At 69.2% G+C, this 25,834-nt stretch carries 24 protein-coding genes; 23 read left to right on the forward strand and 1 reads right to left on the reverse strand.

Annotated elements, in window-relative coordinates; translation table 11 throughout:
* Window positions 1-50: 50 nt before the first annotated feature.
* A complete protein-coding gene (locus WEA80_12075) occupies window positions 51-863 on the reverse strand; it encodes an inositol monophosphatase family protein (protein MEX1187318.1) in 813 nt (270 codons plus the stop codon).
* Window positions 864-1,154: 291 nt separating this feature from the next.
* Between WEA80_12075 and trpS the strand changes: the two genes are divergently transcribed.
* The 23 genes from trpS (at window position 1,155) to priA (ending at window position 25,780) form a co-directional block, all read left to right on the forward strand.
* Window positions 1,155-2,138 carry a tryptophan--tRNA ligase gene (gene trpS, locus WEA80_12080; protein ID MEX1187319.1) on the forward strand — a complete coding sequence of 328 codons (984 nt, stop codon included), beginning with the start codon at window positions 1,155-1,157 and terminating at the stop codon, window positions 2,136-2,138.
* Complete coding sequence (locus WEA80_12085) at window positions 2,128-3,240, forward strand: M28 family peptidase (protein ID MEX1187320.1); 1,113 nt, start codon at window positions 2,128-2,130, stop codon at window positions 3,238-3,240. The genes trpS and WEA80_12085 overlap by 11 nt, the downstream gene beginning before the upstream one ends.
* Window positions 3,241-3,732 carry a DUF456 domain-containing protein gene (locus tag WEA80_12090; protein ID MEX1187321.1) on the forward strand — a complete coding sequence of 164 codons (492 nt, stop codon included), beginning with the start codon at window positions 3,241-3,243 and terminating at the stop codon, window positions 3,730-3,732. It abuts the gene before it with no gap.
* A gap of 22 nt (window positions 3,733-3,754) precedes the next feature.
* On the forward strand, window positions 3,755-3,910 hold the full coding sequence (locus WEA80_12095) for a hypothetical protein (protein ID MEX1187322.1): 156 nt from the start codon (window positions 3,755-3,757) through the stop codon (window positions 3,908-3,910).
* The gene (locus WEA80_12100) at window positions 3,907-6,264 is read left to right on the forward strand and encodes an ATP-binding protein (GenBank protein ID MEX1187323.1); all 2,358 of its coding nucleotides are present in this window, start codon (window positions 3,907-3,909) and stop codon (window positions 6,262-6,264) included. Before WEA80_12095 ends, WEA80_12100 begins: the two co-directional genes overlap by 4 nt.
* Window positions 6,265-6,337: 73 nt before the next feature.
* Window positions 6,338-7,627 (forward strand): adenylosuccinate synthase, encoded by a 1,290-nt coding sequence (locus WEA80_12105; GenBank protein ID MEX1187324.1) that lies wholly within the window; start codon window positions 6,338-6,340, stop codon window positions 7,625-7,627.
* Window positions 7,624-8,985 (forward strand): glycine--tRNA ligase, encoded by a 1,362-nt coding sequence (locus WEA80_12110; protein MEX1187325.1) that lies wholly within the window; start codon window positions 7,624-7,626, stop codon window positions 8,983-8,985. The genes WEA80_12105 and WEA80_12110 overlap by 4 nt, the downstream gene beginning before the upstream one ends.
* Window positions 8,982-10,502: a hypothetical protein gene (locus WEA80_12115; protein ID MEX1187326.1), complete on the forward strand. Its 1,521-nt coding sequence runs from the start codon at window positions 8,982-8,984 to the stop codon at window positions 10,500-10,502. The genes WEA80_12110 and WEA80_12115 overlap by 4 nt, the downstream gene beginning before the upstream one ends.
* Before the next feature lie 2 nt (window positions 10,503-10,504).
* A complete protein-coding gene (locus WEA80_12120; GenBank protein ID MEX1187327.1) occupies window positions 10,505-11,122 on the forward strand; it encodes a GAF domain-containing protein in 618 nt (205 codons plus the stop codon).
* Complete coding sequence (locus WEA80_12125; protein MEX1187328.1) at window positions 11,119-12,147, forward strand: MoxR family ATPase; 1,029 nt, start codon at window positions 11,119-11,121, stop codon at window positions 12,145-12,147. The genes WEA80_12120 and WEA80_12125 overlap by 4 nt, the downstream gene beginning before the upstream one ends.
* A 2-nt stretch (window positions 12,148-12,149) precedes the next feature.
* A complete protein-coding gene (locus tag WEA80_12130) occupies window positions 12,150-13,019 on the forward strand; it encodes a DUF58 domain-containing protein (protein ID MEX1187329.1) in 870 nt (289 codons plus the stop codon).
* Between the two features lie 7 nt (window positions 13,020-13,026).
* Window positions 13,027-14,307, forward strand: coding sequence for a BatA domain-containing protein (locus tag WEA80_12135; GenBank protein MEX1187330.1), 1,281 nt, complete (start codon window positions 13,027-13,029; stop codon window positions 14,305-14,307).
* Window positions 14,308-14,320: 13 nt separating this feature from the next.
* Window positions 14,321-16,255: a hypothetical protein gene (locus WEA80_12140; GenBank protein MEX1187331.1), complete on the forward strand. Its 1,935-nt coding sequence runs from the start codon at window positions 14,321-14,323 to the stop codon at window positions 16,253-16,255.
* The gene (locus tag WEA80_12145; protein MEX1187332.1) at window positions 16,252-16,863 is read left to right on the forward strand and encodes a DUF4159 domain-containing protein; all 612 of its coding nucleotides are present in this window, start codon (window positions 16,252-16,254) and stop codon (window positions 16,861-16,863) included. The genes WEA80_12140 and WEA80_12145 overlap by 4 nt, the downstream gene beginning before the upstream one ends.
* Window positions 16,847-18,091 (forward strand): hypothetical protein, encoded by a 1,245-nt coding sequence (locus WEA80_12150; GenBank protein MEX1187333.1) that lies wholly within the window; start codon window positions 16,847-16,849, stop codon window positions 18,089-18,091. The genes WEA80_12145 and WEA80_12150 overlap by 17 nt, the downstream gene beginning before the upstream one ends.
* Before the next feature lie 61 nt (window positions 18,092-18,152).
* Window positions 18,153-18,485, forward strand: a complete 333-nt coding sequence (locus WEA80_12155; protein MEX1187334.1) for a hypothetical protein — start codon at window positions 18,153-18,155, stop codon at window positions 18,483-18,485.
* Entirely contained in the window at window positions 18,482-18,823 is a 342-nt protein-coding gene (locus WEA80_12160; protein MEX1187335.1) for a hypothetical protein, read from the forward strand. Before WEA80_12155 ends, WEA80_12160 begins: the two co-directional genes overlap by 4 nt.
* Entirely contained in the window at window positions 18,820-19,758 is a 939-nt protein-coding gene (locus WEA80_12165) for a histone deacetylase (protein ID MEX1187336.1), read from the forward strand. Before WEA80_12160 ends, WEA80_12165 begins: the two co-directional genes overlap by 4 nt.
* Window positions 19,759-19,814: 56 nt before the next feature.
* Window positions 19,815-20,858, forward strand: coding sequence for a magnesium transporter CorA family protein (locus WEA80_12170; GenBank protein ID MEX1187337.1), 1,044 nt, complete (start codon window positions 19,815-19,817; stop codon window positions 20,856-20,858).
* Window positions 20,840-21,469, forward strand: a complete 630-nt coding sequence (locus WEA80_12175; protein MEX1187338.1) for a GvpL/GvpF family gas vesicle protein — start codon at window positions 20,840-20,842, stop codon at window positions 21,467-21,469. The genes WEA80_12170 and WEA80_12175 overlap by 19 nt, the downstream gene beginning before the upstream one ends.
* Window positions 21,469-22,473, forward strand: a complete 1,005-nt coding sequence (locus WEA80_12180; GenBank protein MEX1187339.1) for a serine/threonine-protein kinase — start codon at window positions 21,469-21,471, stop codon at window positions 22,471-22,473. The genes WEA80_12175 and WEA80_12180 overlap by 1 nt, the downstream gene beginning before the upstream one ends.
* Window positions 22,473-23,501, forward strand: a complete 1,029-nt coding sequence (locus WEA80_12185) for a dipeptide epimerase (GenBank protein ID MEX1187340.1) — start codon at window positions 22,473-22,475, stop codon at window positions 23,499-23,501. Before WEA80_12180 ends, WEA80_12185 begins: the two co-directional genes overlap by 1 nt.
* Window positions 23,498-25,780 carry a primosomal protein N' gene (gene priA, locus WEA80_12190; GenBank protein ID MEX1187341.1) on the forward strand — a complete coding sequence of 761 codons (2,283 nt, stop codon included), beginning with the start codon at window positions 23,498-23,500 and terminating at the stop codon, window positions 25,778-25,780. Before WEA80_12185 ends, priA begins: the two co-directional genes overlap by 4 nt.
* The last annotated feature ends 54 nt before the right edge of the window (window positions 25,781-25,834 follow it).

A 25,834-nucleotide genomic window follows, 5' to 3' on the forward strand; every position in this document is an offset into this window, starting at 1 on the left:
GGGGCGTAAGATAAGTGACTAGTGACTAGTGACTAGTGACTAGTGACTAGTCACTGCTCCACGGCCTCGTCCAACGTGCGTAGGAGCCACGCGTGCATTTCGCGTCCGCCGGCAACGTACGCGCCGAAGCCGGGAATCGCATCCGTGCCCTGGAGGTCGGTGACGAGGCCGCCGGCTTCGCGGATCAGCAGAACCCCAGCGGCCACGTCCCACGGCGCGAGGCCGAGCTCCCAGAAGGCATCGAACCGGCCGCACGCGGTGTCGGCGAGATCGAGCGCCGCCGAGCCCGCGCGGCGGACGCCGGCGGTGCGGCGAGTGACCAGCGCGAACTGCCGGAGAAATTGCGGCAGATGCTCGAGCTGCTTGAAGGGGAACCCGGTGCCGATCAGCGCGCGCTCGGGCGCGGTCTCGTTCGATACGCGGATCGGCTCGCCGTTCAGCGTCGCGCCGCAGCCCGCGGACGCGGCGAACAGCTCGCGCGTTTGCACGTTGAGAATCGCGCCGGCGAGCAGGTCGTCTCCGTAAGCGGCGCCGATGGACACGGCGTAGTGCGGGAAGCCGTGCAGGAAGTTCGTGGTGCCGTCGAGCGGATCGATGATGAACGACAGCCCGGCGCCCGAGACTGCCTCGGGGGAGAACTCCTCGCCGATGATGATCGCGCCGGCGAACTCTTTGCCGAGCACCGACAGGATGTGTTGCTCTGCGTTCCTGTCCACTTCGCTGACAAAGTCGGCCGCGCCCTTGTGCTCCCACACGAGCGAGGACGAAGTCGGCGCGGCGCTCCGGATGATTTCGCCGGCGCCCAGTGCGGCCGCCTGCACGGTGCGCGCGAGGCGGGACAGCTCAGCGGCGTCGAGGCTCACGGGATCCGTCTGTTTTGTCGTTCAGGCTGGACTCTGCGTAAAGGCGACCTCCACGAATTCGGAGGAGGGATCCGAGCTGTTGGCGGTGAGTCGAACAATCAGTTGAGAGCGGGAAGTAAGACAAGCGGAGCACCAGTGTTGAGCCATAAGTACTGGCACGGCTCAGAACTTGGCAGTCCCGAAGCGTACTTCCTGCTGTCCACTAATCAACTCACGGCTAACAGCTTGGATTCCCTTGCCACCCAATCATGGGCAGCGTACAAGCAAGCTAACGCCTAAATTCTCTCCCCAATGTCACGGATCTTCAGCGGGATTCAACCGTCCGGCGAGCTGCACATCGGCAACTACCTGGGCGCCGTGAAGAACTGGGTCGCGCTGCAGCAGCGGTTCGATTCGTTCTACTGCATCGTGGATTACCACGCCATCACCGTCGAGTACGACCCCGCGCTGCTGCGCGAGCGGACGCGCGACATGGCGATCTCGATTCTGGCGTCGGGCGTGGATCCCGAGCGTGCCGTGCTGTTCCTGCAGTCGGCGGTGCCGGAGCACACGGAACTCGCGTGGATCTTCAACACGATCACACCGCTCGGCGAGCTCGAGCGGCAGACCCAGTTCAAGGACAAGTCCAGCCGGCAGGAAAGCATCCCGGTCGGCCTGCTTACGTATCCGGTGCTGCAGGCCGCCGACATCCTGCTGTACAAGGCCGATCTGGTCCCCGTGGGCGAGGACCAGCTGCAGCATCTCGAGCTCTCGCGCGAGGTGGCGCGGAAGTGGAATCTGCGCTTCTCGCCGGAGAAGCCCTTCTTCCCGGAGCCGAGAGAGGAGGTCACGCCGACGGCGCGCGTCATGGGGCTGGACGGAAACGCGAAGATGTCGAAGTCGCTCGGCAACTCCGTGGGGCTGCTCGAGGAGCCGGCGGCAATCTGGGAAAAGCTGAAGCCGGCGGTGACGGATCCCGCGCGCGTGCGCCGCACGGATCCCGGCACGCCGGAGGTGTGCAACATCTACCACCTGCACAAGGCGTTCAGCCCGCCGGACACGGTGAAGCACGTCGCGCTGCAGTGCAGCACCGCTGGCTGGGGGTGCATCGACTGCAAGAAGGTGCTGTTCGAATCCATGAAGAAGGAGCTGGATCCGATTCGCGAGCGGGCGGCGGAGATCAGGTCGAATCCGGCCACGGTCGACACGACGCTTCGCGAAGGCGCGGAGAAAGCGCACGCGGTGGCGAAGGAGACGATGCGCGAGGTGAAGGAGCGGATGGGGTTTGCCCCATAGGAGTCCGGCGCGAGAGGCCAAGCGCCTCATAGACCGGATCGCCGAAACGCCGCGCGCCGCCGGCACGGAGGGCGAGGCCCGGGCGAGAAAGTTCTGCGCGGACTATCTGATGCGCGCCGGCTTCGCCGTGACGGAGGAAGAGTTCAGCTATTCCGCGCTGCCGGGCACGTGGGCCGTACCGCTGTTCGGCCTCCTCTCGCTGACCTGGTTCGCCGTGCTGGGCGCGGCACTGGACCACACCGTGCCCGAGCAGACCGTTCGCGCGGCCATGGTTTTTCTGCCGTTGCTGCCGATCCTGTTCCTCGCGGCCAGGAATATGATGCGTCGCCCGCGGTTCATGTTGCGACGCGCGCGCAATCTCATCGCCGTTCGCGGCGGCGCTCCACGGGTCTGGCTGATGGCGCATCTCGATTCCAAGTCACAGCCGGTCCCGATGCTCGTGCGCATCGGCGGGATCCTGCTCGCGTCGTCGGCGATGCTGCTGACAATCGTCGCCTCTTTCATTCCGCGAGTGTACGACCTCGGCAACGCGTTCTGGGTGCCGGTCACGATCGCGGGCACCGCCGGGTCGTTGGCCGTGCTGCTCTCGACTGTCGGGAACCGGTCGCGGGGCGCCCTGGACAACGCAAGCGGCGTTGCGGCCGCCATGCTCACCGCCGCCAATACGCCGACCGGAACCCCGGTCGGCGTCCTGTTGACCAGCGCGGAAGAGGTGGGCCTGGCCGGGGCGTGGGCCTGGGTTCAGGACCAAGCCGAGCGACACGCGACCCGGCATACGAAATATGCGATAAACTTTGACGCCCTCGACGACGTAGGGGCACTTACTTGCATGTCCGATCCGGACAACCCTCTTGCAGGCCAGCTGCGGCTCGCAGCTTCCGAGACCGGGGCCGATCTGAGGGTGAGGAAGGTTCTGCCGGGAATCATGGTCGATTCGTCCGCGCTGAGCCGGTCCGACTGGGATGCCGTGACGATCAGCAAGGGTAATTTTTCGACGCTCGCTCGCATTCACACGCCGGGAGACAGCCCTGATCGACTCACGGGCACGGGTGTCGCGGAAGCGGTCGAGGTGGTCACGAACTTCATGGAAAGAGAGGGCTGAGTGGCGCTGCTACTTCTTGCGATCGTGCTCATCGCATCGCTCATCATGATCCCCTTCGGGCTCCCCGGGCTGTGGGTAATGCTCGGCGCGGCGCTCATTTACGCCTACTCGGGTGGCGGAGCGGCGATCAGCACGGCTACTCTTGTGCTGGTCGCTCTGCTCGCGGGCATCGCCGAGGTGATCGAATACGTGCTCTCGGCGAGGTACGTCCGTATCTACGGAGGGTCTCGCAGGGGCGCGTGGGGTGCCATAATCGGCGGAACGATTGGCGCGATAATGGGTGTACCAATACCTATTATAGGATCGCTGGTCGGAGCGTTCGCCGGATCGTTCGCCGGCGCGCTCATCGCGGAGCTCGGCGCGGGCGCCGAGAAGAGGGATGCGTCGCGCGCCGCGCTCGGAGCGCTGGTGGGAAGGGCGGTCGCAGCGGCCATGAAGGTGGCCATCGGTCTAGGGATTGCGGTTTGGATCTTCTTTGCGGCATGGAGCTGACCAACATGGAAACCGTTCAGGCATGACCGAGCAGCCGGTTCCGTTCGACACCGACACCGACACCGACACCGACACCGGCAGCGTCGAGGCGACCGAGGCGGGCGGCAAGTACGTGTACTGCATCATCCGGCACGACGAGAGTTCAGGCGGAGAATGTCGAGCTGAGACGCCGGCTTGAGCAGCGTAACGCGTGACGGCTTAGCCGTCGCGCCGAGCCAGCAGCTCAGCGGAGAGCGGCTAGCCGAGCTTCTCTCAGTCATCTCGGAAGCCAACGAGTTCTCCACTGCCGCGGCCTTCCTGGTCGCGCAGTTCGCCGACGTCGCGAGCGCCACGCGGGGGTGCGTGCTCACGATCGATCCGCAGCAGCAGCAGCTCGAGTCCGTGGCGGCGGTCGGTTTCGCTCCCGGCGAGAAGCCGGCCATCTCCATCCCGCTCGCCGACGATCGCCACCCCCTGGTGGCGGCAACGCTCTCCCTCCGGCCCGTGTCGTGCGCGAGCTCCGATACGACCGCGTCCGGGATTCCGTTCGGTAGCTGGATCGCGATCCCATTCCCGCAGCCCCAGTTCAAGGGCGCGGTCGATTTCATTCCCGACGACAAGGTCGAGTCGCTCGAGCTCAAGTCGTGCTCGGTGCACATGGCCGATCCGCGCGAGCGCCGTCGCCGCGCCGGCCACGCGCCGTGCGGCATCGTCATTCTCGAGGCGCAGCCGGACGAAGAGATGGTGACGCAGCTGTTTCACGCGGCGTCGCTGGCGGGACCGGTGCTGTCGCGGATGTTCGCGGTGGAGGAATACCGCCGGTCCGCGGAGCGGCTCGACCAGCAGCGCGACCTCCTGAGCGCGCTCATCAACTCGCTGCTCGATCCGATCATCATCACCAGCTCGACGGCCGACATCGTGGTGCAGAACAAGCGCGCCGAGCACCTGCTCTCGATGAAGGAGCGTGACTCCGAGGGTCGCCGCCGCGCGGTCGAGATCAACAACCTCCTGTTCACGTCGCACTTGGCGAAGACCGCCATGGGCGCGCCGGCCGAAGCCGGGGCGCGCGAGCTCAACATGGTGGACCCGGACGAGGGGGCCGACCTGCTGTTCGAGGTGCTCACGCACCGGCTCGAGCCGGACACGGGCATCGAGCCGGGCTCCGTCGTATCCGTCCTGCGCGACGTCACCGACCTTCGCCGTGCGGCGAGGGAGCTGGAGCGGCAGGTGCAGCGCGCGCTCGTGGCCGAGAAGGACGTCACCCGCGAGCGCGACCGCCTGGACCTGATCCTCGAGAACGTGGCGGACCCCATTCTCGTCACCGACGATCGCTCGAACATCATCCTGATGAACCGGCAGGCCGAGGCGCTCTTCTCGCTGGACGCCACCGACGACAAGTCATCCGCCGGAATGCGGCGCGAGCGCGCGCAGTCGGTCCGCGCCAACGACACGAAATTCACCACGTTCATCTCCGATTTCACGATCCACCCCGAGGCGTCGCGGCGCGAGGAGATGAGCCTCAGCGTGCCCGACAGCGGCGTCGAGCTGCCCGTGGAAGTGGTGTCGGGCAAGATCTTCAACGCCCGCGGCGAGCCGATGGCGATCGTATCCGTGCTGCACGACCTCACGGAGCAGGCGGAGAACGAGCGCCTGTACCGCGAGCTCAAGACGTTCAGCAGCCAGCTCGAGGACCGCATCCGCGCGGCCACGTCCGATCTGGCCGCCCAGAACGCCCGGCTGCAGTGGCAGTCGCAGGAGCTGGAGAAGGCTTACCGCTTGAAGTCGGAGTTCCTCGCCAGCATGTCGCACGAGCTGCGCACGCCGATCAACGCGCTGATCGGGTACACGGCGCTGATCCTCGACAAGATCTACGGCGACGTGAACGACCGCCAGGTCGAGGCGCTTCAGCGCATCCACGCTTCGGCGCAGCACCTGCTCGTCCTGATCAACGACATCCTCGACCTCGCCAGGATCGAGGCCGGCCGCATGCCGCTGCATCTCGAGAACGTGGACCTGCGGCACATCCTGCTGGAAGTGACGTCGCAGATGGAGCCGCTCTTCCGCAAAAAGGGACTCGTCTTCTCCTGGAAAATGGATCCCGGGACCGTGCCGATGCGCACGGACAGGACGAAGGTCAAGCAGATCATGCTCAATCTCCTGTCGAACGCGGTGAAGTTCACCCACCGCGGCAGCGTCGGCGTGACCGCCGTAGCGCAGAACGGCATCGTGAGCATCTCGGTCGTCGATACCGGCATCGGGATCGCCGAGGAGCATCTCGCGGGGATCTGGGAGGATTTCCGGCAGGTGGATCAGTCGAGCACGAGGGAGTTCGGCGGGACCGGTCTCGGGCTCAGCATCACCAGGAAGCTCGTGGAGGCGCTGGGCGGTCATGTCGACCTGCGCAGCACGCTCGGCGAGGGCTCGACCTTTACGATCACGCTTCCGCGGGAGTCAGAGACCGCCACGGATGAGGAATCCCTCCTCACGACCGGTGAATCGGTTGTTTTCGTGGGCACCGCGGAAGGACCGACCCGACCGATCGACGAGTCCTGAGGCGCCCCGAGCGCCACCACGCCGCTGCCGGGTGCTAGAATACGGGCTGCGGCCATCTCAACGGCATTAAGAAATGTTCGATTCTGTTCGGCGCACCGTCGTCGTCGTCGGCGCGCAGTGGGGTGACGAAGGCAAGGGCAAGCTCGTGGACGTCCTGGCGGAGCGGGCCGATTGGGTCATCCGTTACCAGGGTGGCGCCAACGCCGGCCACACGGTGCACATCGGCGACACGACTTTCGTCCTGCACCAGATCCCGAGCGGAATCCTGCACCCGCGCGTGCAGTGCGCGGTCGGGAACGGAGTGGTGCTCGATCCGGAGACGCTGTTCACCGAGATCGACGAGCTGATCGCGAAGGGGATCGAAGTCGAAGGTCGCCTGCACGTCAGCGACCGCGCGCACATGGTGCTGCCGTACCACAAGCTCGTGGACTCGCAGAGCGCGGCGAACCGCGAGATCGGCACCACCGGGCGCGGGATCGGGCCCGCGTACGAGGACAAGGTCGGGCGCCGCGGAGTGCGGGTGCTCGATCTTCGCCACGGCAGGAAGCTCCGCGCGCTGGTCGAGCAGGGAGTGGCGCACGCCAACGCTCGGCTCGCCGCGTTCGGCTCGTCGGCGCGCGCGGACGTCGATTCCACGCTGGAGCTGCTCGACGGACTCGCCGTGCGGCTCCTCCCGCTTGCGGCCGACGTCGGCCTCGCCGCGCACGAGGCGATCATGGGCGGCGCCGCGGTGCTGCTCGAGGGCGCGCAGGGGTCGCTGCTGGACATCGACCACGGCACATACCCGTTCGTTACGTCGAGCAGCACGACTTCGGGCGGTGCCGCGATCGGAGCGGGCATCTCGCCCATGGCGCTCGACGCCGCGCTCGGCGTCGTCAAGGCGTACACCACGCGCGTCGGCAACGGCCCGCTCCCGACGGAGCTGGCGGGGGAGCTGGGCGACCGCGTGCGCCAGCTCGGCAACGAGTTCGGCGCCACCACCGGGCGGCCGCGGCGGTGCGGCTGGTTCGATTCGGTCGTCGTGCGCTATGCCGTGAGAATCAACGGTCTCACCGATCTCGCGGTCACCAAGCTCGACGTGCTCGACACGCTCGACAAGCTGGCGGTGTGCACCGGCTACGTCGTGGACGGAGAGCTGCACACTGAATTTCCCGGCGATCTCACCGCGCTCGAGTCGGTCGAGCCCCAGTATGAGTGGCTCGAAGGGTGGCGGACGGCGACGTCGGACTCGCGCTCGCTCGAGGATCTGCCCGGGCAGGCGCGCCGATACCTCGACAGGATCGAGGAGCTCGTCACGGCGCCGATCACCTACGTGAGCGTCGGGACCCGGCGCGACCAAATCATAGGACTGGAAGACGCATGACCAGCGCGGCGAAATCGGGGACTGACGTCATGGAGAAGCTCGTCTCACTGTGCAAGAGACGGGGATTCATCTTTCAGTCGTCGGAGATCTACGGCGGGGCGGGCTCCGTGTGGGACTACGGCCCGCTCGGCGTCGAGCTCAAGCGCAACATCAAGGAGCTGTGGTGGAACGCGATGGTCCGCGCGCGCGACGACATCGAGGGTCTCGACGCCGCGATCCTGATGCACCCGCGCGTATGGGAGGCGAGCGGCCACGTCGCGGGCTTCGTGGATCCGCTGGTCGACTGCAAGAACTGCAAGAAGCGCTTCCGTGCCGACGATCCCAGGATCAAGGGCACTCCCGGCGCGCCCGACGCGCAATGCCCGGCGTGCGGAATGAAGGGGACGCTGAGCGAGCCGCGCCAGTTCAACCTCATGTTCAAGACGTTCATGGGGCCGGTCGAGGACAGCGCGTCGGTGGCGTACCTGCGCCCGGAGACGGCGCAGGGGATCTACGTCAACTTCCTCAACGTGCAGCAGTCCACGCGGCAGAAGGTGCCGTTCGGGATCGCGCAAATAGGCAAGGCGTTCCGCAACGAGATCACGCCGGGGAACTTCATCTTCCGCACGCGCGAGTTCGAGCAGATGGAGATGCAGTTCTTCGTGGAGCCGGACGACGCGCCGAAGTGGTTCGACTACTGGAAGGCCGAGCGCATGAGCTGGCACGCGTCACTCGGTCTGGACGAGAAGCGCCTCAGCTTCCACGAGCATACCGGGGCCGAGCTGGCGCACTACGCCAAGGCCGCCTTCGACATCCAGTTCGATTTCTCCGGGACGCTCGGCCCGCAGGAGATCGAGGGAATCCACAATCGCGGGGATTTCGACCTGACGCAGCATCAGACCTTCTCCGGCAAGAAGCTCGAGTACTTCGACCAGCCCAACAACCGCCGGTTCGTGCCATGGGTCATCGAGACGTCCGTCGGCGCGGACAGGACGGCTCTCGCGGTCCTCACCAACGCGTACCGCGAGGAAAGCGTGGCGGGTGAGGATGAAGGGCGGACCCTGCTCGCGCTCTCTCCGCTCGTGGCGCCGATCAAGGCGGGCGTATTTCCGCTGGTGAAGAAGGACGGGATGCCGGAGATGGCGCAGAAGCTGGCCGCCGAGCTGCGCGCCTCGTTCCCGGTGTTCTACGACGACAGCGGCGCGATCGGCCGGCGGTACAGGCGGCAGGACGAGGTCGGCACGCCGTTCTGTGTAACGATTGACGGCGACTCGCTCGCGGAGGGAACGGTGACGATCCGCGACCGCGACACACTCGGGCAGATCCGGCTCCCCGCCGAGCGGGTGGGCGAGTACATCAGCGAAAAGATCGCGAGGTGACCGCGCTCACCCTCGAGCGGCTACGCCGGGAGGGTCAGGCGTTCACCGAAGAGATTTCCAGGGAAGGGTATCTCGCGCACGCGGGACACAAGCCGACGGCGGAGCTCCAGCCGATCTACGACCGGCACGCCGCCGTGCTCGGCCGCGACGCGCTGGAGCTCACGCTCGACCTGTTTCGCTCCTCGCCGGAGTCTTCCGAAGAGCGCCGGTCCGCGGGCTATCTGCTGGAGTGGCAGATCGAGTCCCAGGCGGCGCGCGCGGTCGTGGAGCTGGACGAGCGGGAAGTGGCGTGGGAGAGCTCCGCCATGATCGACGTGGCCGGAGCGCGCCGCATCCCGTACCAGCGCGCGGCGATCGAGATCGCGAACGCGAAGCAACGGACCGAGCGTCTCGCGATCGACGACGCGCGCGCGCTGGCGGCGGCCGCGGAGCACGGGCCGCTCCGGCTGGAGCGCATTCAGCGCGAGAAGGCGTACATCGAGGAGCTGGAGCTGGCCGACGGGTACATCCCGACGTTCGAGACGCTCACCGGATTCTCCCTGCGCGATCTCGGATCGCAATGCGCCGCATTCATCGCCGACACCCGGGCGATGTGGGACGACACGCTGCCTTTCTTTCTCCGGCGGAATCTCGCGATCACTCCCGGCGAAGCGACGCGCGCGGACGCGCTGGCGCTGTTTCGCGGCAGGGAGTTCGACGGCGCGTTTCCCGCGTCGGATCTGGAACCGTCCATCCGGCGGCACGCGGCGGAGCTCGCGATCGATCCGTTCGCCGGCGGCAGGATCACGTTCGATCTGGCCGAGCGCGAGGGGAAGGACTCGCGCGCGTTCTGCGCCCCCGTGCGCGTGCCGGAAGAGGTTTATCTGGTGCTCCGTCCGCACGGCGGCGTCGCCGACTACACGACGCTCCTGCACGAGCTGGGGCACGCGCTGCACTTCGGTTACGCGGACCCGCACTATCCGTTCGAGTACCGGTGGCTGGGCGACAACTCCGTGACCGAAGGCTACGCGATGCTGTTCGACCACCTCATGCGGGATCGCGGCTGGCTGCTGCGGTACACCGGGCTGGGAAAGAGCGACGCCGGCGAGTTTCTCCGGATGGCGGCGTTCGAGGAGCTGCACTTTCTCCGGCGGTACTGCGCCAAGCTCCTGTACGAGCTCGAGGTATACAGCGGAAAGACGTCCTGGGACGTTCTTCCGGATGTGTACGTGGAAACCCTTTCCGCGGCCACGGGTTTCAGATACCGGAGCGCCGACGCATTCATCGACCTCGACCCCCGCTTCTATTCGTCCCGCTACCTGCGCGCATGGCAGCTGCAGTCGGTTCTCGCCCGGTATCTCGTGAAGAGGTTCGACGAAGACTGGTTCCGCAATCCAGCCGCCGGCCCCTGGATGGTCGAGAATCTTTTCGCCGAGGGCCAGCGCGAGACCGCGCCGGAGCTCGCGCTGCGCGCGTCGGGGGAGGCGCTGTCGTTCGATCCGCTCGTGCGAGCGATCGAGCGGGGGCTGACGGGGTGACAATGGGTGTCGGCGGGCGCGCGCAAAAGAGCCTCGTGATCGTTCGCGACATCCTGCACGCGTCGCTCAACGCGACTGATTCAGGCGAGCTGTTCCAGTTCGCGCTCGAGCGCGTGAGCCCGGCCGTGGACGCGAGCTTCGCCTCGATCTACCTGGTGGATGGGGCGTCCGAGGTCATGCGGCTCGCCGCCGCGTACAACTGGCCTGAGCGCTTCCGGCCGGTGCTCGGCGACGTTCGCGTCAGGATGCCGTTCGGGCCGAGCGGACAGGCCGCGAGCGAGCGCCGCGTGGTGCGCGTCGAAGACGTCTTCGCCGATCCGGATCTCGAGGATTGGCAGGAGGTCGCGACCGAGCTGGGCTTTCGCGCGATCGTCGCGCTCCCGCTCGTCGCCAACACGAACGTGCTCGGCGTGCTTACGTTTTACTTCGACGACCGGTCCCGGATCGCCGAGGAGGCGCTCGACCTGATGAACATCGCCGCGGATCAGATAGCGGCCGCCGCCGAGAAGACTCTTCTGTCGGAGGCGCTGCGACGCGCCGAGGCCGCGCTCGCTGACGCCGAAGCCGATCGCGAGCGGCTGGCGCAGCCCGCGGCCGCGCCCACGCCCGTCGAGCCATGACGACATCCGCGCCAGCTCGGACGGCCAACGACACGCGCCGGGAGAAGCTCCTGCGCGGGATCGCCGCGCTCCGCGCTGAAGTCGCCAAGAGCATCGTGGGGCAGGAGGAAGTGCTCGACGAGATCCTCGTGGCGGTGCTGGCGGGCGGGCACGCGCTGCTGGTCGGCGTTCCCGGTCTCGCGAAGACGCTGATGATCCGGTCCATCGCGCGCGCGATGCATCTCGATTTCAGGCGCATCCAGTTCACGCCGGATCTCGTTCCGTCGGACATTACCGGCACCGAGCTGATGGAAGAGGATCCGGCGACGCACGCGCGCGCGTTCCGCTTCGCGCGCGGGCCCGTGTTCGCGAACATCGTGCTCGCCGACGAGATCAACCGCGCCCCGCCGCGCACGCAGGCCGCGCTGCTCGAGGCCATGCAGGAGCATCATGTGACCGCCGGCGGAGTGACCATGCCCCTGCCGGAGCCGTTCTTCGTGCTCGCCACGCAGAACCCGATCGAGCAGGAAGGCACGTATCCCCTTCCCGAGGCGCAGCTCGATCGCTTCCTCTTCGACATCCGCGTCGGCTACCCGGACGAAGCGGTGGAGCTGTCGATTCTCAAGGCGACGACCGGGGCTCTGGGCGAGGCGCCGGCGGCCGTGCTGACGGGCGACGAGCTGGTCGAGCTGCAGCGGCTGGTGCGCGACGTCCCGGCGAGCGAGCCGCTGCTCCGGTACGCCGCGGCGCTGGCGCGCTCGACGCGTCCGGGCAACGCGGCCGCCGATTCCCTCGTCGGGAAGTACGTGCGCTGGGGGGCGGGACCGCGCGCGGGCCAGGCGCTCGTGCTCGGCGCGAAGGCGCACGCGCTGCTGGCGGGACGCGTCGCGGTATCTCCCCCGGACGTGCGGCGAGTGGCTCATCCCGTCCTCCGCCACCGGATACTCACGAACTTCGCGGCCGAAGCCGAGGGCGTGAGCGCCGAGAGCATCATCGACGACCTGCTGCGCACCGTCGAGCCGCCGAAGAGCGACATCCGGATATAGCCGTGCCGGCAGCCGAGGTTTTTTCCTACGGCGAGATTCTGGATCAGGTGCGTCCGCTGCGCTGGCCCGCGCGGACCGCGGTGTCGGCGGTGCTGCCGGGCCGGCATCTGTCGCACCGCCACGGCACATCGGCCGAGTTCACAGAGTACCGCCCCTACCGGCAGGGCGATCCGCCGCAGAGGATCGACTGGAAGGTGTTCGCGCGGACGGACCGGGCCTACATCAGGCTGTCGCACGACCACGCGGTGCTGCCGACCGCTTTCGTCGTGGACGCGAGCGCGTCGATGGCGTTCCCCGCCGGGACCAACGACAAGTACGCGCGCGCGTGCCGGTTGGCGACGGGCCTCGCGTCCATCGCCTACAACAGCGGTGACCCTGTCGGAGTGGTGGTGGTCGCGGGAGCCGGCATGCGGACGTTCCCGCCGCGGAGCCGCTCGGGGGTCATTCCGGAGATAGCGCGCACGCTCGCGTCGACGGAGCCCGCCGGCACCGTGAGGATCGCCGACGCGCTCGCCGCGGCGGCGCGCCTGGCGCAACGCGTGGTCGTGATATCGGACATGCTGGGCGACCTCGAGGAGACTCTCGAGGTCGCGCGCGCGGAGCGGGCGCGCGCGCGCGAGCTGTACGCCGTGCACGTGGTCGGCGCGGACGAGCTGGATCCGCCGCGGCTCGCTCTCGTGGAAGATCCCGAGGACGCGGCGCTTCGGCGCACGCTCTCCGTTTCGTCGCACGCGGAGTATGCCGGCCGGTTCGCGGAATGGCGCGCGGCCGTCGCGGCGGGCTGGCGCGCGGCGGGCGTGTCCTATCACGAATCGGTGACGGGGAGCGCGCTGCTGCCCGATCTCCGCCGGATCGTAGCGCGGCCGGGGTGATCGCCGCATGCTGAGCTTCTTCGCGCCGTGGTATTTGCTCGCCGCGCTGGCGGCCGCGGCCGCGCTGGTGGCGGCGCACTTCATCGTTCGCCGGCAGCCGCGGGCGATGCTGCTGCCCACCGCGCGGTTCGTGCCCGATGCCCCCGTGCTGACGACCGGGTGGGCGCGCCGGCCTTCCGATCTCGCGCCTCTCGCGCTGCGCGTGCTGTGCGTCCTGCTCGCGGGTCTCGCGCTCGCCGGACCATTTCTCCGGCAGCGCGCCGGCGGGACCGCGAAGGTGCTTCTGCTGGACCGATCCCGGGCGGTCGCGGACTCCACCGAAGCGCGCGACAGCGTCGCCGCCATCCGCGCGGACGGTGACGTCGTGCTCGGCTATGGTGCCGCCGCCGAGCGCGGCTCGCTCTCCGCGGGACTCGTCGCGGCCACGCGCGCGGCGTCGCGGCTCCGCGGCGGCGCCGACTCGGTGGAGCTCGTGATCGTCTCGTCGTTCGCGGCAGAGGAGATCGACGCCGCGTCGGCGCGGGTACGGCGCGAGTGGGCGGGACGCGCGCGGCTCGTGCGTGTCGCGGCGCCGACGCCGGACAGCTTGCGCCGTCCCACGATCGCCGGCGATCCTGCCGACCCGCTAGCAGTCGCGCTCGCGATCGCAAAGCCGTTGGCGCGCGCCGACGTGCGCATCGTCCGTAGCGCGGCCGGCGCGGCTGATTCGCAGTGGACGACCGGGCAGCCTGGTCGGGTGCTGCTGCACTGGCCGGTGAGCGCCGCGCCCGAGGGATTCATCGCGCGCGGGGAGAGCGCTCCCGCCGGAGGCGTGGTCGCGCGTGGGCCGGCCGTCATCGCGCCGTTCCAACGTCGCTGGCAGTTCGTTCCCGCGCTCGGCAGAAAGCCCGTCGCCTGGTGGATCGACGGCGACGTGGCCGCGGCGGAAGCCGTGCTCGGCGGCGGTTGCGTGCGGTCGGTCGCGATCCCCGTGAGCGCGGCCGGCGACTTCGTGCTGCGGCCGGACTTTCACGCGCTGCTGCGCGATCTCGCGCAGCCCTGCGGCGGCGCGCCGGCGTACGAGCCGATTCCCGCGAGTATTATGGCCATGCTCGCCGGCACCGGCGGGCTCTCGCCGTCGAGCTCGTTCGCGAAGCCGCCGGCCGAGACGTCGCCGGCGGCAAAATGGCTGCTGCTGGCTTCGCTCGCGTGCGCGTTGCTCGAGCTGATGTTCCGTCGGGGTCGCGCGGTCGGAGTGATGGCCGATCCACGCGGCGCAGCCGTTGCGGCGGCGAGGAAGGTCGCTTGAGGGAAGGCCACCGGTGACAGCGCGACAGCGCGTCTCACGCACGCGAGCGTATCTGGCGACGGCGGTGGCGATCGCGGCCGCCGCGTGGGCCGTCGCAGCGGCGCTGGCAGTGGGTGCGGCACTCGTGCTCGCCGCGCGCGTGACGGGAAGCGAGCTGCCCGGTGCCTTCTCGCTCCTGCCGGGCGTGGCGGCGCTGGTTGCGGCGGGCGCGATCGTGTATCGCGCGTGGCCGGGGCGCTCGTTGGAGCGCGTGGCGCTGTGGGTCGAGGAGCGCCAGCCGTCGCTGGCGTTCGCTCTGGTGACCGCGAGCGACCCGACGGTGGCGGAATCGTCCGCGCTCGAGCGCGCCGCCGAGTTCGATCCGGTGAAGGTCGTGCGCCGTCCGGTGACGACGATGCTGCTCGTCGCCGGCGCGGCAGTGGTCTTCAGCGGCGCCGCGGCGTGGGCGCTCGCGGGTACGGAAGGAGCTCGCGACATGCTCGCGGGGCGCGCGTCCACCAGCTCGCTGCGCGCGGCAGCCGCGCCCGAAGATCCGCTGGCGGGCCTGCGCGCGACGATCACTCCGCCCGCGTACTCGCGGCTGCGCGCGACCGGTGTGGACGATCCGTCGTCGATCGCCGCGCTCCGCGGGAGCCGTGTCACCGTGACCGGGCGCGGCTCCGGAGTCGCCGCGTTTCTCGGCGACGCGGGGTTGACTGTCAGGGACGGACGCCGATGGGCCGTCGCGCTGACGATGCCGGCGCGGCCGGTGGCGCTCACGCTGCGGCACGGGGAGCGGCGCCGGGTGATCGTGCTCGAGCCGAGGGCGGACGCGGCACCCAGGGTGCGGCTCACGTCGCCCGCGCGCGACACGATCATGCAGCGGGCCGGCGGCGTCGTGCGCGTGGCCGCGACCATCGAAGAGGACATCGGGATCGCGAGCGGGCACATCGAGTACATGCTCAGCTCGGGCGCGGAGGAGACGTTCACGGCGCGCACGGTGGTCGTCGGCAGGCGGGAGTTCCGCGGCGCCGCCCGTGGCGATCTCTCGACGACGATGGATCTCTCCTCGTTGAAGCTGGGTCCGGGCGATCTCCTCTCCATCCGCGCGGTGGCGCGCGACGCGAATACCGTTTCCGGGCCGGGAATCGGCGTGTCCGACACGCGCACCTACCGCGTCGCCCGGCGCGACGAGTACGACTCGCTCGCGGTGGAAGCCGGCGCGCCGATCATCCCGGAGAGCACGGTCGTCAGCCAGCGCATGCTGATACTCCGCGCCGAAGCGCTCCTGCGCGAGCAGCCGTCGCTGGCGCGCGATTCCGTTCTCACGCGCGTGCGCGGCATCGCCACGGACCAGATCCGGCTGCGCGAGCGCGTGCACGACATCATCTATCCGGCGCACACGCACGCGGAAGGAGAGGTTGAGGCGGAAGGCGAGCCGGAGGACACCGAGGAGGCCGGGGCGCCGGTGAATCCCCACCTCAAGACCGCGTACGAGGAGATGTGGAGCGCGTCGCGGGAGCTGCAGATCGCGGACGCCGCCACCGCGCTCCCGTTCATGCGTGCGGCGGCGGCGGCGCTGGACAGAGCCCGCCTCGCGAACCGGTATTACCTGCGTAGCGGCACGGCGCGCGTGGTGGTGGACGTTCCTCGCGTGCGGCTGCAGGGGAAGGAGACGGGCGCGTCGACCGCACGGAGCCCGCGCGCCGCAGAGAGGGCTCGGCAGGAAATCGCCCGCGACTTCACGCGGGCAGCCGCCATTCGCGATCCGGTCGCGTCCGCCAATGAGCTGTCGCTCGTTCGCGTGCGTGCGCTGGCCGAGCTGCCCGAGCTCGCGGCGGCGCTCGAGCCGGTGATCGACGCGCTTCGCCGCGGCCGGGATCCGCGCGCCGCTCTGGCCGCCGCCAGAAGCGAGCTGGACCGGGCCGAGGCCGCCGCGCGGGACGGCGCGAGCTGGAGCCGGTGGTGAGCCAGTTCGTGTTCTGCACCGGCGAGTACGCATCGGGCGACTGGGAGAGCGCGCCGCTCGTCGCGCCCAACCTGATCGATTCGGTCGCGCGATACACGTCCATCGACGTCGCGTCCACGGGAGTGACCGTGCCGCTCGACTCGCCGCGGCTGTTCGAGCATCCGCTCGTGTACCTCACCGGCCACTTGCCGTTTCGCCTGACGGAGGCGGAGCGCGCGAACGTTCGCGCGTTCACCGATCGTGGCGGAATGATCTTCATGGACGATCACAACCACGACGTCGGCGGGATCTTCCACAGGACGGCCACCGAGGAGATCGCGCGGACATGGTCGCCGCTGCGGCAGCTGCCCAACACGCACGGGCTGTACTCCGCGTTCTTCGAGTTCGACGACGGCCCGCCCACGACCAGCCACGAGCTGAACGGCTGGGGCGACAATCTCGTGCATCCGAACCTGAGCGCGGTCGTGCGCGACGGGCGGATCGTGGTGCTGTACAGCAACAAGGACTACAGCTCGGAGTGGAGCTACCATCCGGACAACAAGCGGTTCAGCTCCGTGAACAACACCAGGTTCGGTGTCAACATCATCGTGTATGCGCTCACGAGTTGAGTGGGCGCTGCGCGCCGTCGTGCTGGCGGCGCTGGTCCTCCTGCTCTGGAGGACGGCGCGGCCTCCGGAGCCCCCGGAAGCAGTGGTCATGGCGCGCGGCGCTCTGGATCGGGCGCTCGTCAACGCGACGCGCGAGCCCCTGGCGGCGCTTGCGCTCGACTTCGACAGCGTGCCCGATCGCGTGCACCGCGATTGGCTGGGAGCGATCCGCGCGGCGGGCACGAGCGTCACATGGAACGCGCGCGAGCTCACATCCGTCGCCATCGCCGCCGCGATGGTGCCCGAGCCGGAAGGTCGCATCAGGGTGGTGCTCGGCGGCCTGGACACCGTCGGCGTCGTGCTGTCGGACGCGCTCGGCGCCATCGATACGATCGGAGCCGCCGACGCGCCCGCGGCCAGGCTGTTGCGGACCGCCAGCGGAACTTTGTCTGCCGCGGCTCCAGGCGTGCGCGCCGCCGCGCCGGCCGTCACTCCGGTTCGAGTGCGCCGCCTGCTGCTGCTCGGCTCGGCGGGATGGGAATCCAAGTTCGCGATCGCCGCGCTGGAGGAGGCGGGTTGGACGGTCGACGCGCGCATCCGTGTCGCGCCGGGAGTAGAGACCAGGCAGGGCGCGGACATGTCATTGGACACCGCGCGCTACTCGGCCGTCGTCGCGCTCGACGGCGCGGCCGCGCCGAGCGCGGGCGCGATCGCGCGGTACGTGGCCGCGGGCGGGGGGGCGGTGTTGGCCGGAACCGCGACGCGGCTGCCCGCGCTCTCACGAATCACTCCCGCGAGTGCCAGCGCGCGGCGCGTCGCGGAGCCGCGATCCGGCCTTGTGCTCGGCGGCGTGAAGGGTGACGCGGTCGTATTGGAGTCGCGCGCTGATCTGCCGCTCATCGCCGCCCGCCGGTCGGGGACGGGGCGCGTGATCGCGAGCGGGTACGACGAGACCTGGAAGTGGCGAATGCAGCGCGCCGACGATGCGCCGGCGGCGCACCGCGAGTGGTGGACGGCGCTCGTGAGCGCGGTCGCGTACGCTCCGCCGCTCACGGCGGGGGATTCGCCCGGCGTCGGCGATCCGGCTCCGGTCGCGGCGCTGACCGCTGTGCTCGGGCCGCCGTCGGACCGTCCGCGGGGGTCGGCGGCGCCCGGCTCGCGACTGCCGCCCGCCTGGCTCCTGTTCGGCGTTCTGCTCGCCGCGCTGCTCGGCGAGACCGTGTCCCGTCGGTTGAGGGGGGCCGCCTGACGGTGCCTTGTCACGTGTTAAATTCCGGTCGGATTGATTGAACTCCCAGATCCCCTCGATGATGCCTTCCCGACAACGCGATAGATCGATTCAGGAGTACCGGACCTCGCTCGCGCCCGCGGCCACGCTCGCTGCCGCGAAGACTTTCTTCTCCCGCCGCAACAGCATCTACTCGGCGTTTCTCGAGCAGGAGAGCGAGCGGCACGTCACGCTGCGGGGCCAGGGCGGCGAGGAGATCGTGATCGGCGTCGCGGGGGACGCGTCGGGCACGCGCGTGACCGGCTCGTCGTATCTGTTCGATCAGCAGGTCGCGCGATTTTTCGCGACGCTGCCCCCGGCCGCGGCGCAGGAGCCGGCCGGTGCGGACGTGGCGGTAGAGGTGGCTCATCCATGACGGCTCCATTCGTAGTGCAGCTCCGGAGCCGGCCGGGCGTGAGCGTGCTGCCAGCGTCCGCCGATGAGAGCGAACAGGAAACGCTCCACCTGCGCGTGGAGATGCCGGAGGTGTGGGACGTCGCGCGCATCGACGCCTCACCGGACGAGCCGGTGCTCGCGGCGAAGGTGCACGCCCTGGCGGCCCTCTACCCGAGGGCCGGGTCGCACGACGATTTCGTCATCAAGCTTCGAGGCATCGAGATCTTCGACGAGAGTGCGTCGCTCGCCGACGCCGGCGCGCGCGACGGCTCGACGTTCCTCCTGACCCACCGGAGACGACGACCGGTACGCAGCTGACGCCGGCCGGGGCCGCCTTCGTCTCGCACTCCGACTGCGGGCGGCACGACACCGGGTGGAGCCACCCCGAGCACACCGGCCGGCTGCGCGCGATCACACGAGCGCTCCGCTCCGAGCCGGAGCTGTTCCACGGAGTCGAGCACGTCGAAGGCCGGCATGCCGCGCGCGACGAGCTCGCTCTGGCGCACACCGCCGCGTACATCGACAGCGTCGAGCGCATGAGCGCGGCGGGTGGCGGGCGGTTCGACGCCGACACGCTGGTCAGCGAAGGCTCGTGGGACGCCGCCCGCGCGGCGACCGGCTCGGTCCTCACGGGCGTCGATCTCGCGCTCGCGGGCGCGACACCCCGCGCGTTTTGCGCGGTGCGGCCGCCGGGACACCATGCGGTCGCGGACCGCGCGATGGGGTTCTGCATCTTCGGATCAGTCGCGGTCGCCGCCAGGTACGCGCGCACGAGGCACGGGCTCGACCGCGTGCTGATCGTCGATTGGGACGTGCATCACGGCAACGGGACGCAGGCTCTCGTGGAGAGCGATGCCGGAATTCACTTCGTCTCCATGCATCAGTGGCCGTGGTATCCAGGCACCGGCCCCGCGAGCGATCGCGGTCCGCACGGCAACGTGTGGAACGTGCCAATGGCCGGAGGGCTGGCGGCCGAGGCGTACGTGGACGCGTTGCGGTCCGCGACCGACGCGGCCACCCGCGGCTTCACGCCCGACCTGGTCCTGGTGTCGGCGGGGTTCGATTGCCTCGCCGGCGATCCGCTCGGCGGCTTTACACTCGAGTCGGAGCACATCGCCGATCTTACGACGTGGATCGTGGCGCGCGCGGAGGACTGGTGCGGCGGCCGGGTGGTGAGCGCGCTGGAAGGGGGTTACGCGCCCGATCGCGTGGCAGCCGCCGCGGTCGAGCATCTCAAGGTGCTCGCCGCGTGAGCTGGCCCACGTCGTACTGGCCGCGCGCCGACACGAAGCAGTACACTTAGCTCTCCATGGAGACAGCCACCAGACCGGAGCCGGAAGTAACGCGCGAGACCGCCGCCGCGGCGCCGGCGTCGGCGCCCCGCACCGTCTACCTGGATGCCTCGGGCAGGCCCGCCCAACTCCGCACCGCGGACGAGATTCGCGCGGCGCTCGCGTCCGGCACGCGCTCGATGTGGGTGGACCTGGACGCGACCGATCCAGACGAGACGGCGCTGCTCTCCGACCCGTTCAACTTTCACCCGGTCTCGATAGAAGAGGCGAGGAATCCCGAGACCCGGGTCAAGGTCGAGGAGTTCGACGACTACCTGTTCGTGATCGTCCGCACGGTGGGCTTTCAGGAGCGGACCGAGGATGACCCCTACGACCTCGCGACCGTGAACCTCGCCTGCTTCCTTGGCAGGAACTTTCTGGTCACGGCGCGGGGCGGGAACACCTCCGCGCTCGACGAGCTGCTCGCCACGGCCGCCGCGAAGCCGCACCTGCTCGCCGCCGGCCCCGCGCGACTGCTCCATCTTGTCCTCAATGAGGCGGTCGACGAGTTTTTCCCGATACTCGACCGCATCGAGGAGTTTCTCGACGATCTCGAGGAGCGCGTGTTCGCCCAGTACGACCAGGCGACTCTGCGCGACATCTTCAGCATCAAGCGGCTGGTGCTCACCCTCCGCCGGCATCTGGCTCCCGAGCGCGACGTGTTCACCACCCTCGCCAACCGGCCGAACGCCTTTCTCACCACCGACGCCCAGCGGTACTTCCGCGACAGCTACGACAAGGTGCTCCGGATCAACGACGGGCTTGAGACGTACCGCGAGCTCCTGAGCAACACACTCGAGAGTTACCTGATGCAGATCTCCAATCGTCTCGGGAACATCACGAAGACGCTGAGCATCGTCGCGACGATCAGCGTACCGTTCGTCGTGGTGAGCGGCATGTGGGGGATGAACGTGATCGTTCCGTTCGCGAACGAGGCGCACGGGTTCTGGACGCTGCTCGGGGTCCAGCTCGCGCTCGGTGCGCTGCTTCTGCTCGGATTGAGATGGCGCAGAATCCTGTAGGCGCGCTGCAGCTCTTCGGCATAATCGCCGCCGATCCCGGCGCCCGCTCGCCGGCGCCCGACACCTCGCTCGTGCCGTTTCGCGCGATCGCGGCGGTCGTGGCGCCCGCGGCTTACCAGCGCCCGACCCTGAGCGACGAGCGAATCCAGGCATACGCCCAGACGGTCGAGGAAGCCTTCCGGTACGCGGCCATACTACCCGCTCCGCCCGGAACGATCTTCCGCTCGCGTTCGGCGCTCGGGCGCTGGCTCGAGCTGCATTACGTGACCCTGAGCGACGCGCTCGCCCTCTTGGACGGGAGCAGCGCGGCGCGCGTGACGGTGCGGCTGCGGGACGAGCTTGAGAACGACGAGACGGTCCGGGAGTGGCACCTGGTGGCGACCGAGATAATGCGTACGCTCCGCGGCCATGCCTCGGCGCTGTCCATCCTGGACTCGACACAGGGCAACCAGAGAGTGATCGGCCTCGCGTCATTCCTGATCGAGCGGGATCGCTGGTCCGCGTTCGAGGCGGGCGTCGCGGCCGAAGGCAAGCGCCATCCCAGCCTGGAGCTCGGCATGACCGGACCCTGGCCGCCATACGACTTCGTGAAGATGCAGTTCACCAGCTGATGTTCTGTCCATCCTGCGGGCACTGGAACCGGAGCGAGGCCGCTCGCTGCACGCAGTGCAGCGAGCTGCTTCCCCCTGTCCCGCGCCGCGCCGACGCGCCGCCGGATCCGGAGATCTCCACCCTCAGGCGGGTGACCGGCGGGCGGTACGCCATCACGCACCGCCTGGGCGGCGGCGGCATGGCGAACGTGTACTACGGGATTCATCTCGCGCTCGACCGGCCAGTGGTGGTCAAGATGCTGCACCCGCATCTGGCGCGGGACCCGGAGATGCGCGAGCGGTTTCGCCGCGAAGCGGAGTCCGCTTCGCAGCTGGTGCATCCGCACGTGTGCCCGATCATTGACTACGGCTCGGCGTCGGAGATGGTTTATCTGGTGATGCCGTACCTCGCGAGAGGCACGCTGGGCGACCGTATCTCGGAGCACCGCGCGCTCACACCGGATACGGTCGCGGCGGTCGCGGCCCAGGTAGCGTGCGCGCTGGACTACGCCCACCGCCACGGGATAGTGCACCGCGACATCAAGCCCGACAACATCATGTTCGACGAAGACGAGCATGCGATGGTGACGGACTTCGGAATCGCCACCGCCCACTTCCGCAGCCGGGTGACGGGCACGGGCAACGTGATGGGCACGCCGCACTACATGTCTCCGGAGCAGGTGCGCGGCCGGATACTCGACGGCCGCAGCGATCTGTACACCGTGGGCGTCGTGATGTACGAGGCGCTGCTCGGGTTCCCGCCGTTCGACGGGGCGGACGTCTATTCGATCAGCTACAAGCACGTGCACGAGACCGCGGTGTCGCCGGAAGTGGTGGACTCGCGGATTCCCGCCGCGCTCGCGGCGATCATCATGCGGTGTCTGGCCAAGTCTCCGGCCGACCGGTACGCGCGCGGGCACGAGTTGGCGGACGCACTGCTGAGCTGGCTCCCCACCGGTGAGTCAGCGGCCGCGATCCGCGCCGCCCGAATCGCCCGGAGGCCGACTCCCGCCGGCGTCTTCTAGTGCGCGTGGAGCATGAGATCCTCACGCTCCACACCCGTAACCCTTTCGTAATCGCGCGAGGCGCGTACGCGGAGCACGTGAATGTGCTCGTTCGGCTGACGGCCGAGGACGGCGAATTCGGGCTGGGCGAGGCGGCCCCGAACGCGTACTACGGAGAGAGCCGGCAGACCGCCGTGGAAGCGCTGGAGCGCGCGGCTCCGCTGCTCGCGCGGCTCCGCGGCGACGACGTCGCGGCCGCGGAGGACGAGCTTCGCGCCGCGCTGCCGGACGCGCGCTCGGTCACCGCGGCGCTGAGCATAGCGCTGTACGATCTGGCCGCCAGGCGCCTGTCGGTGCCGGTGTACCGGATGTGGGGGCTGGATCCGGGCGACGCACCGCGGTCGAGCTTCACGATCCCGATCGGAGATCCGTCGGTGCTGGAGGAGAGAGTGCTCCGCGCCGCGGAGTATCCCATTCTCAAGATCAAGCTCGGCGCCGGAGACGAGCGGCGCATTCTGGAGATCGTGCGCGGCGCCGCGCCGCGCAAGGCTCTCCGCGTGGACGCCAACGCGGCGTGGTCGCGCGCGCGCGCAATGGAGATGCTCCCGGTGCTCGCCGAGCACGACGTCGAGTTGCTGGAGCAGCCGCTGGCCGCGAACGACGTCGACGGGCTCCGCGAGCTGCAATCCCGCACCTCGATTCCGATCATCGCCGACGAATCCTGTCGCATCGCGCACGACGTCGAGCGGCTCGCGGGCGCGGTCCATGGAATCAACATCAAGCTTGCCAAGTGCGGGGGGCTCACCGAAGCGCGCCGCATGATCAGCGCGGCGCGCGACCGCGGCATGAGCGTCATGGCGGGCTGCATGATCGAGTCGAGCGTCGGGATATCCGGCATCGCTCAGATCGCGCCCCTGCTGGACTACGCGGATCTCGACGGCGCGGCGCTGCTGGCCGACGATCCGTTCACCGGCGTGTCCATTCCGGAAGGGCGCATCACCTTTCCGGAAGTTCCGGGAATCGGCGTGAGGAGAAGGGACGCGACGTGACGCGAGCCGATCCCGGGACGCTGATCGAAGTCGCGCTGCCGCTGCCGCTCTTCCAGACGTTCACGTATCTCGTAGACGACTCGCTGGCCAATCCCGTGACGGTGGGATCCCGCGTCGTGGTGCCGTTCCGGCAGCGGCGGCAGATAGGAGTCTGCGTGCGGCTGGGGGCCGAGCGAAGACCGGGGACACGCATCAAGAAGGTCCTGGACGCGCCCGATCCCGAACCTGTCGTCGCGGACGATCTCGTCTTCCTCTGCAACTGGATCGCGGAGTACTACGTGGCGCCGCCCGGCGCGGCGCTCCGGCTGGCGCTGCCGGTGCTGCTGACCGGCGCCGACGCGCCGCGGCCGAAGCCGCGCACGCGCCGCATCCTCCGAATCACCGGCGAGCCGCCATCGCTCATCGAGCGGGAGGCGATCTTCGGCCGGGCGAAGCAGCAGCGCGCGCTGTTCGAGGCGATCGAATCCCTGGGCGGATCCAGCAGCGCGGAGCACCTTCGCGACCAGCTGGGGTTCACGCCCGCGGTCATCGCGGGGCTGGAGAAGCGCGGGCTCGTAACGGTGGAGGAAGAAGTAGTCGCGCGCGACCCGTTCCTGTCGCGCGCGATCGTGCCGGCCCCGCCGTTGGAGCCGACCAGCGCGCAGCGGAGCGCGATCGAGGCGCTGTCGGCCGCGTCCGGCGCCGAGACGTTCCTGCTGCACGGAGTGACCGGGAGCGGGAAGACGCTGGTGTACATCGAGCTGCTGCGCGCCGTCCTCGGCCGCGGGAAGTCGGCGATCGTGCTGGTGCCCGAGATCGCGCTCACGCCCCAGACGGTGGACCGTTTCCGCGGCGCGTTCGGCGACGCCGTCGCGGTGCTGCATTCCGCCTTGAGCGACGGCGAGCGGTACGACGCGTGGCTCGCGCTCAAGCGGGGCGAGAAGCGGATCGCGGTCGGCGCGCGGTCGGCGGTGTTCGCGCCGGTGAGCGATCTCGGCGCGATCATCGTGGACGAGGAGCACGAGGCGAGCTACAAGCAGGGCGAGGCGCCGCGCTATCACGCGCGCGAAGTCGCGATCATGCGGGCGCACGAGGCTGGCGCAGTCGTGGTGCTCGGAAGCGCGACGCCGTCGCTCGAGAGCTGGGTGAACGCGGAAGCGGGGAAGTACCGGCTGCTGCGGCTGCCGGACAGGGTGGCGGGAGGGAAGCTCCCGCGGGTCGAGATCGTCAACCTCCGCCGGCGGTTCTCCGGCGGCAACGGGACCGGCCCCGCGCCCGCCACCGATTACGAGCGCGCGATCAGCCCCGAGCTGGACGAGGCGCTGCACGCGCGGCTCGCGCTCAAGCAGCAGAGCATCCTGCTGCTCAACCGGCGCGGGTACGCCTCGTTTATTCAGTGCGACGAGTGCGGCTACGTCGCCGTGTGTCCCAACTGCTCCATCACGCTCACCCATCACCGCACGCCCGAGCGCCTTGTCTGCCACTACTGCCTGCACCAGGAAGATCCCGCGGCGAATTGCGCCAGGTGCGGCGGGACGACGCTGCGCCAGCGCGGCATCGGCACGCAGCGCGTGGAGCGGCTGCTGGGGGAGCGGTTTCCCGCGGCCGGGATCGCGCGCATGGACGTGGACACGACGAGCGGCAAGTGGGCGCACGTCGAGATACTCGACCGGGTGGCGTCGGGCGAAGTCGACATCCTGCTGGGCACGCAGATGATCGCCAAGGGACTCGATTTCGCGAACGTCACGCTAGTCGGAGTCGTGGACGCGGACGTCGGGATCAACCTGCCGGACTTTCGCGCCTCGGAGCGCTGCTTTCAGCTGCTGAGCCAGGTCGCGGGCCGCGCCGGCCGGGGACCGAAAGGCGGGAGCGTGATCATTCAGACGAGGGTTCCGGAGCACCACGCCGTGGTCCACGCGCTGACGCACGACTACGACGCGTTCGTCGCCGCGGAGATCGAAGGCCGCCGCGAGCCCGCGTACCCGCCGTTCGTGCGGCTCGCCAACATCGTGTTCAGCGCCGTCGAGGAGAGCGCCGCCATGGAGCTCGCGACCTCGGCGGCCGAGTGGATGTCGCAACTCCTGGTCGCGGGGCAGGTGGAGGGGATCACCCTCGTGGGGCCGGCGCCGTGCCCGATCGAGCGGATCAAGAACCGGTGGCGGTGGCACCTCCTGCTGAAGTCGTCGCAGCCGGGAACGCTCACGCGCGCTCTGCGGTTCTTCGCGGAGCGCTTTGAGCCGGCGACGGCGACGGCGCAGCGGAGGATCACGATTGACAGGGATCCGGTGTCGCTCTTGTAAGACGTGACTAGTGACTAGTGACTGGTGACTAGTAACAGATCTTTTCCAGCCGAT

This window comes from Gemmatimonadaceae bacterium (assembly GCA_040882285.1).
Lineage (GTDB): Bacteria > Gemmatimonadota > Gemmatimonadetes > Gemmatimonadales > Gemmatimonadaceae > JACDCY01.

Coding starts and splice junctions, on each gene's coding strand:
- WEA80_12110 (MEX1187325.1), top strand. CDS start 7,624: ATGACCAGCGCGGCGAAATCGGGGACTGACGTCATGGAGAAGCTCGTC.
- WEA80_12135 (MEX1187330.1), top strand. CDS start 13,027: ATGCTGAGCTTCTTCGCGCCGTGGTATTTGCTCGCCGCGCTGGCGGCC.
- WEA80_12150 (MEX1187333.1), top strand. CDS start 16,847: ATGCGCTCACGAGTTGAGTGGGCGCTGCGCGCCGTCGTGCTGGCGGCG.
- WEA80_12125 (MEX1187328.1), top strand. CDS start 11,119: ATGACGACATCCGCGCCAGCTCGGACGGCCAACGACACGCGCCGGGAG.
- WEA80_12170 (MEX1187337.1), top strand. CDS start 19,815: ATGGAGACAGCCACCAGACCGGAGCCGGAAGTAACGCGCGAGACCGCC.
- WEA80_12180 (MEX1187339.1), top strand. CDS start 21,469: ATGTTCTGTCCATCCTGCGGGCACTGGAACCGGAGCGAGGCCGCTCGC.
- WEA80_12105 (MEX1187324.1), top strand. CDS start 6,338: ATGTTCGATTCTGTTCGGCGCACCGTCGTCGTCGTCGGCGCGCAGTGG.
- trpS (MEX1187319.1), top strand. CDS start 1,155: ATGTCACGGATCTTCAGCGGGATTCAACCGTCCGGCGAGCTGCACATC.
- WEA80_12095 (MEX1187322.1), top strand. CDS start 3,755: ATGACCGAGCAGCCGGTTCCGTTCGACACCGACACCGACACCGACACC.
- WEA80_12175 (MEX1187338.1), top strand. CDS start 20,840: ATGGCGCAGAATCCTGTAGGCGCGCTGCAGCTCTTCGGCATAATCGCC.
- WEA80_12155 (MEX1187334.1), top strand. CDS start 18,153: ATGCCTTCCCGACAACGCGATAGATCGATTCAGGAGTACCGGACCTCG.
- WEA80_12160 (MEX1187335.1), top strand. CDS start 18,482: ATGACGGCTCCATTCGTAGTGCAGCTCCGGAGCCGGCCGGGCGTGAGC.
- WEA80_12120 (MEX1187327.1), top strand. CDS start 10,505: ATGGGTGTCGGCGGGCGCGCGCAAAAGAGCCTCGTGATCGTTCGCGAC.